The organism is Scytonema sp. UIC 10036 (assembly GCF_009725235.1).
Genome location: NZ_WJFC01000086.1, coordinates 39,948 through 51,897, shown reverse-complemented (window position 1 = coordinate 51,897; position 11,950 = coordinate 39,948). Strand labels below are relative to the sequence as shown.

Annotated in this window: 14 protein-coding genes and 1 pseudogene; 6 read left to right on the top strand and 9 right to left on the bottom strand. The window is 41.9% G+C overall.

Features of this window, described 5'->3' with window-relative positions; genetic code table 11:
• Nucleotides 1-104 precede the first annotated feature (104 nt).
• Nucleotides 105-944, top strand: a complete 840-nt coding sequence (locus tag F7734_RS32535) for a sulfite exporter TauE/SafE family protein (RefSeq protein WP_155748678.1) — start codon at nt 105-107, stop codon at nt 942-944.
• Nucleotide 945: 1 nt separating this feature from the next.
• On the top strand, nt 946-1,488 hold the full coding sequence (locus F7734_RS32530) for a DUF1634 domain-containing protein (protein ID WP_155748677.1): 543 nt from the start codon (nt 946-948) through the stop codon (nt 1,486-1,488).
• 419 nt (nt 1,489-1,907) lie between these two features.
• On the opposite strand, the gene F7734_RS32525 is transcribed toward F7734_RS32530, so the two are convergent.
• The 6 genes and pseudogenes from F7734_RS32525 to F7734_RS65565 form a co-directional block, all read right to left on the bottom strand.
• Nucleotides 1,908-2,174, bottom strand: coding sequence for a hypothetical protein (locus tag F7734_RS32525; protein WP_155748676.1), 267 nt, complete (start codon nt 2,172-2,174; stop codon nt 1,908-1,910).
• A gap of 183 nt (nt 2,175-2,357) precedes the next feature.
• Nucleotides 2,358-2,681, bottom strand: coding sequence for a hypothetical protein (locus tag F7734_RS32520; protein ID WP_155748675.1), 324 nt, complete (start codon nt 2,679-2,681; stop codon nt 2,358-2,360).
• 493 nt (nt 2,682-3,174) lie between these two features.
• Nucleotides 3,175-3,510, bottom strand: coding sequence for a transposase (locus F7734_RS65575; RefSeq protein ID WP_347566325.1), 336 nt, complete (start codon nt 3,508-3,510; stop codon nt 3,175-3,177).
• Nucleotides 3,511-3,514: 4 nt separating this feature from the next.
• A pseudogene (locus F7734_RS66340) lies at nt 3,515-3,616 on the bottom strand (hypothetical protein); the annotation flags it as partial.
• Nucleotides 3,617-3,740: 124 nt separating this feature from the next.
• Entirely contained in the window at nt 3,741-4,841 is a 1,101-nt protein-coding gene (locus F7734_RS32515; RefSeq protein ID WP_243147210.1) for a transposase, read from the bottom strand.
• A 212-nt stretch (nt 4,842-5,053) separates the two neighbouring features.
• Complete coding sequence (locus F7734_RS65565) at nt 5,054-5,188, bottom strand: hypothetical protein (RefSeq protein ID WP_279239788.1); 135 nt, start codon at nt 5,186-5,188, stop codon at nt 5,054-5,056.
• A 194-nt stretch (nt 5,189-5,382) separates the two neighbouring features.
• Here F7734_RS65565 and F7734_RS32510 point away from each other — a divergent pair, with 194 nt between their 5' ends.
• Entirely contained in the window at nt 5,383-5,844 is a 462-nt protein-coding gene (locus tag F7734_RS32510; protein ID WP_155748674.1) for a hypothetical protein, read from the top strand.
• A gap of 81 nt (nt 5,845-5,925) precedes the next feature.
• On the opposite strand, the gene F7734_RS32505 is transcribed toward F7734_RS32510, so the two are convergent.
• On the bottom strand, nt 5,926-6,729 hold the full coding sequence (locus F7734_RS32505) for a prohibitin family protein (protein WP_155748673.1): 804 nt from the start codon (nt 6,727-6,729) through the stop codon (nt 5,926-5,928).
• A 391-nt stretch (nt 6,730-7,120) separates the two neighbouring features.
• On the opposite strand from F7734_RS32505, the gene F7734_RS32500 reads away from it, so the two are divergent.
• Complete coding sequence (locus F7734_RS32500) at nt 7,121-7,561, top strand: Rrf2 family transcriptional regulator (protein WP_243147209.1); 441 nt, start codon at nt 7,121-7,123, stop codon at nt 7,559-7,561.
• Between the two features lie 105 nt (nt 7,562-7,666).
• On the opposite strand, the gene F7734_RS32495 is transcribed toward F7734_RS32500, so the two are convergent.
• Both F7734_RS32495 and folK read right to left on the bottom strand, forming a co-directional pair.
• Nucleotides 7,667-8,218, bottom strand: a complete 552-nt coding sequence (locus F7734_RS32495; protein WP_155748672.1) for an NUDIX hydrolase — start codon at nt 8,216-8,218, stop codon at nt 7,667-7,669.
• Nucleotides 8,219-8,302: 84 nt separating this feature from the next.
• On the bottom strand, nt 8,303-8,788 hold the full coding sequence (gene folK / locus F7734_RS32490; RefSeq protein ID WP_155748683.1) for a 2-amino-4-hydroxy-6-hydroxymethyldihydropteridine diphosphokinase: 486 nt from the start codon (nt 8,786-8,788) through the stop codon (nt 8,303-8,305).
• Between the two features lie 164 nt (nt 8,789-8,952).
• Here folK and F7734_RS32485 point away from each other — a divergent pair, with 164 nt between their 5' ends.
• Both F7734_RS32485 and F7734_RS32480 read left to right on the top strand, forming a co-directional pair.
• Nucleotides 8,953-11,436: a penicillin-binding protein 1A gene (locus F7734_RS32485; RefSeq protein WP_166482292.1), complete on the top strand. Its 2,484-nt coding sequence runs from the start codon at nt 8,953-8,955 to the stop codon at nt 11,434-11,436.
• 224 nt (nt 11,437-11,660) lie between these two features.
• Nucleotides 11,661-11,882 carry a hypothetical protein gene (locus tag F7734_RS32480; protein ID WP_038075364.1) on the top strand — a complete coding sequence of 74 codons (222 nt, stop codon included), beginning with the start codon at nt 11,661-11,663 and terminating at the stop codon, nt 11,880-11,882.
• The last annotated feature ends 68 nt before the right edge of the window (nt 11,883-11,950 follow it).

Genomic DNA, 11,950 nt, shown 5'->3' with positions numbered 1-11,950 from the left:
AAACCACTAACCACTAACCACAAACCACTAACCACTAACCACCAACCACTAACCACTAACCACTAACCACTAACCACTAACCAGTTTAAATTTGAGGAATAAAATTGACTATTTTAGAATTTTCATTATTAGTTTGGATAGGATCGTTTACAGCAGGGTTTCTAGGGGCATTAACTGGTTTGGGAGGAGGCGTTGTTATTGTTCCATTATTGGCTTCGGTTTTTGGAGTTGACATTAGATATGCAGTTGGAGCTTCTTTAGTCTCTGTCATTGCCACCTCCTTAGGTGCTGCGTCTACATATATTAAGAAAGGCTACACAAATTTGCGGTTGGGAATGTTTTTAGAAGTCGCAACAACTATTGGGGCTTTAATTGGAGCATTGATTGCTACGTTTATTTCTGTGAAAGCTTTGACTATTGTGCTGGCTGTTGTTTTACTTTATTCCGCTTACCTTTCTCAACAACCTAAACTTGACAATCCGGAGAGCACCTCACCCGATCCTTTGGGAAATTATTTACAGCTTAACGGCAGTTATCCCGCACCTGAAGGAGTGGTGTCTTATCAAGTTCACTCCGTTCCTGTGGGATTTAGCGTGATGCTTGTTGCTGGTGTGATTTCTGGTTTATTGGGCATTGGTTCGGGCGCTTTTAAGGTACTAGCAATGGATCAAATCATGCGTGTCCCGTTTAAAGTTTCTACAACTACAAGCAATTTTATGATTGGGGTGACAGCAGCAGCATCTACAGGGGTTTACCTAGCACGAGGTTACATAGATCCCGCACTGTCAATGCCAGTCATGTTGGGGGTATTACCAGGTGCTTTTTTGGGGGCGCGAGTTCTTATAGGGGTTAAAACTCAGACTTTAAGAATTGTGTTCAGTCTTGTGCTGGTTCTTATGGCTTGCAAAATGGTATTTAATAGCTTAATCACAGGGGCAGCATAATATGGAAAAAACAATTTTTGGTTTTTGGCGGGATTCACCTACACTTTTAAAAAGTGAATCAAGTCAACTTCAGTCACAGCAATTTGGCGATCGCAACTTAACCCAGGAGGAAACTAATGCTGCCACACAAGTTTCTCATATCTCTGACCTTGATGGTAGCAAATACGGTACGAAGACATTAAGCGACTTACAACTTGTACCTTTACTCAGCAACTTATTAAAATATGGCGTACTCATTGCGAGTGCTGTCATTTTCACAGGCGGCTTACTCTACTTAATTCGCCATGGTGCTGAACCAGCCCAATATCACATTTTTAAAGAAGAATCATTTGAGTTTCGTTCTCCCATAGGTGTCATAGATGTTATTCGAGCAGGTAGTTATCGTGGAATTATTCAACTTGGATTATTACTACTAGTTGCAACTCCCATATTACGTGTTGTAATTTCTCTATTCGTATTTCTACGAAATCGAGAATATACTTACTTTCTCATCACCTCTATTGTCCTCACTGCTTTGATATGCAGCTTTTTAGGTGCTTTTTAGCTTCATATTCCCTCTGGTGCGTACTCTGCGTCTCGGCAGTTAAATAAATGACTTTTGAACCGCAGAGTACGCAGAGTAAGCAGAGGAAAGAGGTGAGAGAGCCATTATTTTCTTGAAGTTTTTACCCACCTTCACAGGGCGCTTGTGGGCAATGCCCACCAAAAGCCCTATATGTACGGCACAGCCCTACCTATAGTACTTAAAATTGTTTATAAATGATTTACGATTGCTATATAGAAATCCTAAATGATTTCTGAAAAATTCTAAGTACAGTAGTACAGTAGGTAGGGCTATGCCACACAAAAGTCCTATGTGGGGCATAGCCCTACCTACGTATAGTTAAAAAATCAAATAGGAATCCTATATGTAATATTTGTTTTAGAAAGAAATATTACAAAGCTTTTTTCAAAAAAAGACGTTTACGAAATCAACTGATTTATCAAACCCAGATTTTGTTGAATAAATTCTGACACAGAAGTTCTCACCACATCAATAATTTCAGATGGAAATAAGCCCAATGCAGCAGCAGAACCCAAACTAAACAACCCAATAATTAAAGCTAGAAATCTTCCAAAAAAACCTGGGTTAATTTCCAGAAACCCCAATCGCGATTGTCCTATAACAGAAATCGTTAGGAAGACTATTCCTAAAATTAACAAAATATTAGTTAAAGGTAAAGCACTCATAATTTTCAACAATTATCTTATGTTCAATTATAACTGTGATTTTTACTTAAGAGCTTACGCATAAAGTAAGAAATTCAGGCAGTTAGATTCCCCAGATCGTTAGCTCCCCTACCTCGTTCCGGTGGTTCTACCTGGGAATGCAGATCGCGAGGCTCTGCCTCGTTATTCAGGAGGCGGAGCCTCTTAACAAGGCATTTCTAGGCGGAGCCTGGGAACGAGTTGAGGGGTGATGACTTTCATTCGCAACTCTGTATCCTCAAAGGATACTGTTGGCGAATGGGGGGTCAGACCCCCTATTGTGGAATCAGAATCTAGAATCAGAATGGGAGCAACTGCTATAAAGTGCGGGCGTACCCTCTTGACAAAAACATCTTTTATCTGGCTGACGCTTCGGGTGGTATGGGGATGTGCGCTCAACCCAACCCGGTAAACAGGCGATCGGACATCACCCCATGCGGTAAACAGGCGATCGAACATCACCCCATGCGGTAAACAGGCGATCGGCACCGCGCCTCACGGCGGTAGTCGGAGCGCCGACTTTGGAGTAAAAACGCCCAAAATTCTCTCATTGAGAGGGTTTGAGGGATGTCACAAAATTCTTTCACGGGTATTACTTTTCATTGGGCAGCCCAGAAAACGTCGGCATTACCAACTAGAGCGCCGGTCAAGTACAAGTACTTGACGTAAAGTGCGACATATGCGTGTTGTGTAAACCGAACTTTTAGGCACTGAATTTTAATGCGATCGCCCTTCACCAGACTTAAAAATTGAGCTAGAAATAGACGTTTTGTCTTTAAACATATAATTGCGTTTTTGTCAATACCTTCTACTCGACCGGCGCTCTAGGTAATTGAAATTAGATCAAACAGGTATGAATGTCTGAATGTTTTCATTGCTGAATTAAATGAGAAAAAATTGGGTTTGGCGTGATTTTTTCAAGAGTTTGATTTGTGTAATCAGCTATTTTTTGGTGCTGATGGAATTTCTGGTCAGTTATAAATTAAGCCTGTTCAGCACGCAGGGCCGCAAATGAACCTTTGCGAGTCAAAGCTTTAGTTGGACGAATTGACCAAGCAAAAAAACGAGCTAAATTAATTGCACAAGCAGTGGCGATATGTTGTAGATGTGTTTTCACACTTCCATAATATCGAGTCCGACGCAAATCAAATCGAACAATGCCTTGAGAGATCGTACCCTCAACACCAGCGCGACGAGCGTAGCGGCGCTGAAACTCTGGAGTTTGTTGTTGTTGGCGACGCTCCGCAACGTGCATCAAATTCCGCACGTGGTCGCAACTTAATTTTTCGCGGCGCAGTTTTAGCATTGGTACAATCACTTCTCATTGTGCATTTCTCACAAGTCTTACGGTCAAAGACAACTTCAATTAAGGGATTGTGATTGCAATCACGAGTTGGACGCCAAATGCTACTGCTTGAACCCATTGGACATTGAACAACTTGTTTGTCCCAATCAATGATAAAGGCACTCACATCAAAACCCGTGTTTAATTTGGCTTGCCACGACGTATTCACAGCCACAGGACCAACAACAGAAATTTGATAATTTTCATGGCTTTCTACTAATTGGTAAGCATCCACATAAGCCGCGTCCACATAATGCTCTTGTGGGAGCAAATATGCAGGCAGCCAGTTGTGCATGAACTACCGAAGTGACTTCCCCATCCGGAGTGGTGGCAGTTGTAGTCACTACATTAGTGATGAAATTTGGGGTCTCCTCATCACAAGTTTCTGTGAAATGAACTTTATATCCTGTCCAATTGATATCTCGCTTGCTACTATTACGTGCTTCTATATCATAGGGGGATTCTATACAAATCGAATTCGGTGGCAATCCTATTTTGTCAGGATTTCGCCAGACTAATCCACTGGCATTAAATGTATACTGCTGAATCCATATCTGTCTTAAGATTTCTACACTTTCGAGTTGCTGCAATTCTCTTTTTTCGCTTGAGCCAAACCAAATTTTTTGCAGTAAATAATGCCCATCAAATCCTATTTTTAGCGCTAACTCCTCCCGCTCACTTTGACTTTTTGGTAAGCGATAATTATCAAATCTCCAGCTATAATGCTCAAACCATCTCTCACTAATAATCAGAGTTAACCATTCTGGCTCTACCGTCGCAATTTCGTTGAGCGCGGCTCTCAATGCTTCTCCCACCAACTCTAACCTATTAACTTGACGTATTGTTGCTAACACTTGAGTTGAGTCTGTTCGTTGCTTACCACGCTGCTTGATGAGTTTTTTTTCTTGAAATCTCACCAACATTAAATCCAACAGTTTGTTCGATAATCCATGCTCACATAATCGGCTGCGAAACTCGCTCAAAACGCTATAATCAAATCCCGAATCTGTTAACTCTAACCCTAACACATATTTCCAATCTATCCGACTTCTGACTGCATCTGCGGCTTGACGATCTGTTAATCCCTCTGTAAATTGCATCACCGTCACCAAGGCTAACTTTCCTGGTGATATTGCTGATTGACCACACACCGCCGGAAATAGCTCTTGAAACTCTTTATCAGAGTAGATACTTCCGAGCTCATCATACATATGCATATACATATTACCCTTGGGGAACGATGCACGTGCTACTTGCACTGTTTGTTGTGGTATCTCCCATTGATTTTTTGGATGCAGTACCATACTCAGACCTCACCACTGACTTCTGTTGTCATCTTTTCATTCTGACTTTTCAAAGGACACGAATGTTCGTCAAAACCCCTGATTCTCTCATCAAAGTCCAGAACCCCATATTTCTTGACCAATGTAGTTTCCACAGCTGCCCACCCTTTGTGGGCTGCCTTTTTCAAAGGGCATCGCCCGTTGACCGGATTGGGTGATGTCCGATCGCCTGTTTACCGGGTTGGGTGATGTCCGATCGCCTGTTTACCGGGTTGGGTGATGTCCGATCGCCTGTTTACCGCATGGGGTTGAGCGCACATCCCCCATACCACCCGAAGCGTCGGCCAGATAAAAGATGTTTTTGTCAAGAGGGCACGCCCGCACTTTATAGCAGTTGCTCCCATTCTGATTCTAGATTCTGATTCCACAATAGGGGGTCTGACCCCCCATTCGCCAACAGTATCCTCAAAGAAGTCGGGGATCAAGCACTGCTGACCACTAGACTTTTGATTTATCTTTTGTTATACTACGGTAAAATAATAGATTTTATGCAATTTACATTATGCAACAAGCCCCAAAAATGCCTCAGGAGTCAAACCTAGCAGCGCAGGCAGCCCTTGAGCAATTGCAGTCAGATGCTCCGCTAGGTTTGAAACAAGGAATTTTCAAAAAAATAAGAGGGGGATTGTTTTTTGCCCTTGGATATTTACTGTCGCCTTTATGTTGGTGGAATGACCTAATTTTCAATCTGCCAATTGCTTACGGTTTTGGCTATCTTTGCAGTTTATTCTCGCCAAAACTACTTATACCTTGCTCAATAGCAGGTTATTGGCTTTCTAACGTTGTTGGAATTCTTCTGATGCAAAGAGGCGCTTTGGATGTGTTTCAAAACCAACCAACAGAACGCAATCTCAGAAAAGAGTTATTTACAGGTGTAGTAACATCTACTATTTTTACAGTCGTTATTTTAACATTAATCCATTTAAAAATTCTTGAGACTCCGAATTTGTTTTCAAATAGCTAATTGCTAACTGCTAATAGCTAATTGCTAACTGCTAGTTATCTATTAGCCATTAGCCATTAGCAATTAGCCATTAGCCATTAGCTAATACAATTTCAAAAAATCTGTTAAATTTAATAATTTTTGCTCACCTTGACCTACAACTACTGGAAGCTTGCCATCCCATTTTTCTAGTGCTTGCTTTTCCAGAATTTCTGGTGTCAAATTTTCACGGATTATTCTGTGTGCTTCCGCTTCACCTTTTGCTAAATTCACTTTTGCTTCTGCTTCTTTCGATGCTTTCAAGGCTATAAACTCTGCACGTCTGGCTTCTTGTGCAGCAACTTGCTTTGATTCTACAGCTTCATTAAACTTTTGAGAGAAGTGAATGTGAATCAGAGAAATGTCGTCTACTGCAATGTGATAGTTAGCTAATCGATTTGTTAACGTCTCGTCTACTCCTGCTTTCATTTCTTCCCGCTTGATAATAATTTCTTCAGCCGTATATTTTGCAACAATTGCCTTGAGGACTTCCTCGAGCGCTGGATTGATAATCCGCTCGACAATATTTTTTTCATCTCCAATTTTCTGGAAAACAGTATTGGCTTTTTCTGGGATAATATGCCAGTTTAGAGTAACGTCTGCGGAGATATTCTGTAAATTCTTCGTTGAAGCCTCAGCAGAAATGTTTTGTTTCTGAACTCGCACGCTCAATCTTTTAACTGTGTTTATGACTGGTACAATGACATGAATGCCTTCTCCAAGAACTCTGTCTTGCACTTTACCAAATTCCATCAATACACCTCGTTCTCCAGCATTGACTATCGCAAAGGGAGTCAGGAACAAAGTGATTAGGAATAGAAGTGCTGTCAGTTTACCTGCATTGTTAAACGCTTTACTTTTTTTCATAGTTGCTAGCAAATGTAAAGTATTTGTAACAAATTAGACTGTTGCTTTTTTCTCTAGATATAGATAGGTATCAATACTTGTCGCTTAAGCCTAAAAATACGAAAACACGTAGGTTGGGTTGAGGAACGAAACCCAACATTTATCAGCATTTGTTGGGTTTCGCTGACGCTCAACCCAACCTACAATTTCCGAGAGCCCTTGCAGTATTGAGATAGGTATTTTCCTTTTTTATAAGAATACGGTATATTGGTAAGATTGCCGTAATTAAAAGTCAAACAAATTTTATAACTGCCTGTTACGGCAAACAATCTGTGAAACTCATACCCAACATAGATGAAAGTCTACTTTATTCCTTAATACTTTGTACTTCATCCTTTAGTTGACTTGTTAGATGATGGAAATATCCTCGAAAGTAAAATATACCCTACTAGCATTGCTAGAACTAACTCGATACTACAAGCAAGAAAAATTCTTACAAATAGAACAAATAGCCGTTTGTCAGCAAATACCAGATCGGTATTTAGGACAGCTATTGATGAGCTTGCGGCGATCCGGTTTAGTTTGCAGCCAGCGAGGAGTCAAAGGGGGCTACCAACTCAGCAAACCTCCTGAAGAAATAACAGTGTTGGAAGTACTTACGTGTCTCGAAGGTGCAGCGACTCAAGAATATGGGGAACCAGGGGAGTCACTAACTATGGAAAATATGATTCTTAAAGAAGTTTGGCATGAAGCTACAAAAGCTGCATTGACAGTTTTTGGAAGTTATACTCTAAAAGATTTGTACGAGAAACAACAGGCAAGTCATTTGTTAAATCCAATGTATTATATTTAGCTTAGTTCAGTTCTCAGTTAATTATTCAAGAAGGCAGAGGTGAGGCGGAACGAAGGTATTACTTATTACCTGAATCTGCTTATTTCCACCTCTGCCTTCTGCTAATTACTGATTTAAGAAAGGACGGGCGAGAAAAAAGCTAGTAATTGATTTAGCGTCTACCTGTTCGCCTTCAAGAATCGCTTTCTCCAACTCTTGAGGAGTAAAGAAAACAGTTTCCATATCTTCGTCTGCATCTTGTGGTGGCGGTTCGTCTAGCTTTTCCAAATCTTGTGCGAGGAAAGCATAAATAATTTCGCTGGAATAACCAGGAGCTAGAAAAAACTCACCTAATTTTTGCCACTTGTGAGCGCGAAAACCAGTTTCTTCCTGGATTTCACGCTGAATGGTTACTAGGGGATCTTCACCGTATTCTAAAGTTCCCGCAGGAAACTCAAAGATCCTTCCTTGTGCTGCAAAACGATACTGACGTACAAGTAAAAGTTTCCCTTCTGAAGTTACAGGTATCACTAAAGCACCTCCGGGGTGACGGATGCACTCCCATTCTCCTTCAGAGTTGTTGGGTAAACGCAAGCGATTGACTTCAAAATCAAACTTGCGTCCCTTATAGAACAAGCGTTGCTTTAACAGTTGGGGTAATTCTCTACCTAATGGCATACTCTGTTTTATGGTTAAAAATCACACAGACTAGTACTTTCGGTGGATGTGAAAAGAGCGTTTTCTGCGCTGATGGTTGTAAAATTAATTGCCCACCAATAGTTGCACTTCTGTACAGTCTACATCTTTAACAAGCTCTTTAATCCTGCGTCCGGAAATTGGTTCTACCCAATCTGAAGCAATTTCAGCTAGTGGAACTAACACAAATGCTCGTTGCTGCATTCGAGGATGGGGAACTTGAAGTTTTGGAGTTTGTAAAATTAAGCGATCGTATAACAACAAATCCAAATCTAACGTGCGGGGTTCCCATCGTTCCCGTCGCACTCGTCCAAATTGATTTTCAATGTTTAGTAAAGTTTCGAGCAGTTGTTCTGGCACCATCTCTACTTTCAGGATAGCAGTGCCGTTGATGTAATCTGGTTGTGGCGGTCCTACAGCTTTGGTTCTGTACCAACTGGACTTTGCCTGTAAAACAATGCCCGGTGTCTGGGCTAGGACTTCTATGGCGGCTTCTAAAATTGCCAGAGTATCTCCTAGATTGCTACCTAACGCGATCGCACTACTGGTCATACTTGCCAATTGCAAAATAATAAGTAAAAATTATCGATAAACTTTGTTCTATAGGGATACAGTTAATTATTTGGTGGATGTTATACTAACACGGTTGTGGCTCACAAATCAGACACAGTTTTTCATGGCGATCGCATTGCAACTGCTTGAAGCGAGGGATTAACGTGGTAAAGTTTACCTCCTGGTTCAAAGACCGACAAATAAAGTCGAGTGAATCTGATAGAGAGAAACAGTCACCGCAGCCAAATCATCAGGACGAAAACACGGAATCTACTCAGGAAAAAACATCACAAAGCCCCTTGGCAAATCTGAGGAAATCACTGAATGGGATAATTGCCAAATTACCCGGAGGTCATAAACCTATTTATCGTCGCTATTGGTTTTGGGCTGGCTTAGGTCTAAGCGGTGGAATTATTGCTGCTAGTTATGGTATATCGGCAATAGACCGTTCTCTACCTGACAAAGCCGAACTAAACGCGGTTGTCAGAGAACAGACACTCACCATCAAAGCTGCTAACGGCACAATTCTACAACAACAAGGAGAAGCAACCAGAGAACAGTTAAAGCTGGAGGAAATACCGGATAAGCTGCAAAAAGCTTTCATAGCTTCAGAAGATAGACGGTTTACCCAGCATAATGGTGTCGATTTTCAGGGAATAGCAAGAGCTATATTAAACAACCTGCGATCGCAAAACGTGGTAGAAGGTGGTAGTACTATCACGCAACAACTTGCTAGAATCCTTTTCCTCAAACAAGAACGTACAGTTTGGCGCAAGCTGAAAGAAGCACGCCTTGCTCAAAACATGGAAGAAGAATTGACAAAAGACGCTATTTTAGAGCGATACCTGAATTTGGTTTATTTGGGTTCTGGAGCATACGGTGTAGCTGATGCAGCCTGGGTGTACTATAGCAAACCAGTAAGCAAACTAACCCTGGGGGAGATGGCAACCATTGCTGCATTGCCTCCCGCACCAAATAACTTTTCGCCGATAGTCAATCGTCGAGCAGCACAACAGCGGCGGAATATAGTGTTGCAAAGGATGCAAGAAGAAGGATTTATTACAGCAGCAGAACTTCAAGCAGCCACCGCAGAACCAATCAACTTAAAAGCAAGCGCCCCCAGACGATGGGAAGTAGAATCTCCCTACTTTATCAGCTATGTACAAAAAGAGATTCCCAAATACGTTTCCCCTGACGTTCTTAAAGCAGGTGGCTTAACAGTAGAAACCAGCTTAGACTTACAATGGCAGAAAGCAGCGGAAGAAGCTGTGGCAAAAACCTTGAGAAACCAAGGACGTTGGGAAAACTTTAAACAAGCTGCCTTAGTTGCCATTGACCCCCGCAATGGTCAAATTAAAGCAATGGTTGGGGGAAAAGACTTTAATAAAAACCAGTTTAACCGCGTCACTCAAGCACAACGCCAGCCCGGTTCTACATTTAAAAGCTTCGTTTATGCTACTGCCATCGCTGCGGGCTTTAATCCTACCGATGGTTACTTAGATTCGCCTTTAATAATAGATGGTTACGAACCAAAAAACTACGATGAGGGTTATCGAGGTTGGATGAGCATGAAAGATGCTCTCACCAAATCAATTAATATTATTGCGGTGAGAGTCATGATGAAAGTGGGATTTGAGCCAACCATCAGAATAGCTCACAAAATGGGGATAAAATCGGAACTCAAGCCAATGTATTCCTTGGCACTTGGATCTTCAGAAGTGAATCTTTTAGAATTGACAAGTGCTTATGGTACTTTTGCTACTCAAGGTTTGCACGTAGAACCCCACGGTATTACCCGCATCATTGACCGTAAAGGAAAAGTCATTTGGTCTCCAAACTTTAAACCAGAACGTGCTTTGGATGCTGATAGTGCAGCAATTATGACATGGATGCTGCGTAATGTTGTAGAATACGGTACTGGTAGAGCCGCCCAAATAGGTAGACCTGTTGCAGGCAAGACCGGTACCACAGATGAAGCTCGCGATTTGTGGTTTATTGGTTACATCCCCCAAGTTGTAACAGGTGTTTGGTTGGGTAATGACGATAACAAACCTACCTGGGGTAGTAGTGGAAGCGCTGCTTATACCTGGCATGAATTTATGGAACAGGTAGTCAGTAAAATACCTGTTGCGAAGTTTCCTGAAATACCCAAGTTAGCAGGTCGAAAAGGCACAATTAAGGCACAGGCTATGAAGCCGAGACGAATAGTGATTCGTTCCGCACCTGTATACAATAATGATGAGGATGATTCTCGCAGGTCTTACAGGCGCGATCGAGAAACTACTTCAAATGATAGCTCTCAAGAGCGTACCTATAGAAGACGCAGATATAGGAGACGTTATTCTCAAGAAGAGCAGCAGCAACCACAAGAATACACCTCAAGACGCAGTAGGCGTTACTATCAACAAAATGAGGAAACAAGTACATCAAGAAGGCGCAACCGCCGTCGCTACCGTATAGAACAATCGGAATCTAGGGAGTCAGGTTCACAAAGGCGATATAGGGGAGGTGTTTATGATTTACCTTCAAGAATTCGCCGTCGCTCACCCAGCACGGGTAATTCCTCTGAGTCTGCACCAAAACCTTCTCCTTCTTGGAGAGAAAGACTCAGACCGACAACGCCTCCTGCTTCGGAGACAGCGCCTTAGGAGATAAGGAGGACAAGGGGGACAAGGGGGACAAGGAGGACAAGGGGGACAAGGGGGACAAGGAAGTCAGGGTAAATTAAGCTTTCTTGTCCCCTACTCCCGATTCCCGACTCCCCACACCTGAATGTACGACTTTGGATGAGTTCTACAGAATAGACGTTAATGATACTCTCTTCATATAAGGTAGTAATAAGTAGTGTTGCCTACATAAGGAGGGTCTACCCATGTACTTTTTATTAGAAACAGCAGCTCAAGCAGCAGCAGAAGCAAAAGACCCATATCAATTTCCTTGGGCTTTTACAGCAGTCTACGTAATTGGCTTTATTGCTGCTGTAACAATTGGTTCAATCGCTTGGTATAACTCCAAGCGTCCTGTTGGTTGGGAAAGCAAAGAGCGTCCGGACTTTGTACCTAAAGTAGATAAAGATCCAACACCGGGTGTGTAGCTAATAGCTAATAGCTAATAGCTAATAGCTAATTGCACGATTAGCCATTAGCCATTAGCCATTAGCAA

What these genes read in the sequence shown, in the direction of transcription:
- F7734_RS32530 (WP_155748677.1), top strand. Translation starts at nt 946, where the DNA reads ATGGAAAAAACAATTTTTGGTTTTTGGCGGGATTCACCTACACTTTTA.
- F7734_RS32525 (WP_155748676.1), bottom strand. Translation starts at nt 2,174, where the DNA reads ATGAGTGCTTTACCTTTAACTAATATTTTGTTAATTTTAGGAATAGTC.
- F7734_RS32515 (WP_243147210.1), bottom strand. Translation starts at nt 4,841, where the DNA reads ATGGTACTGCATCCAAAAAATCAATGGGAGATACCACAACAAACAGTG.
- F7734_RS32510 (WP_155748674.1), top strand. Translation starts at nt 5,383, where the DNA reads ATGCAACAAGCCCCAAAAATGCCTCAGGAGTCAAACCTAGCAGCGCAG.
- F7734_RS32505 (WP_155748673.1), bottom strand. Translation starts at nt 6,729, where the DNA reads ATGAAAAAAAGTAAAGCGTTTAACAATGCAGGTAAACTGACAGCACTT.
- F7734_RS32500 (WP_243147209.1), top strand. Translation starts at nt 7,121, where the DNA reads ATGATGGAAATATCCTCGAAAGTAAAATATACCCTACTAGCATTGCTA.
- F7734_RS32495 (WP_155748672.1), bottom strand. Translation starts at nt 8,218, where the DNA reads ATGCCATTAGGTAGAGAATTACCCCAACTGTTAAAGCAACGCTTGTTC.
- folK (WP_155748683.1), bottom strand. Translation starts at nt 8,788, where the DNA reads ATGACCAGTAGTGCGATCGCGTTAGGTAGCAATCTAGGAGATACTCTG.
- F7734_RS32480 (WP_038075364.1), top strand. Translation starts at nt 11,661, where the DNA reads ATGTACTTTTTATTAGAAACAGCAGCTCAAGCAGCAGCAGAAGCAAAA.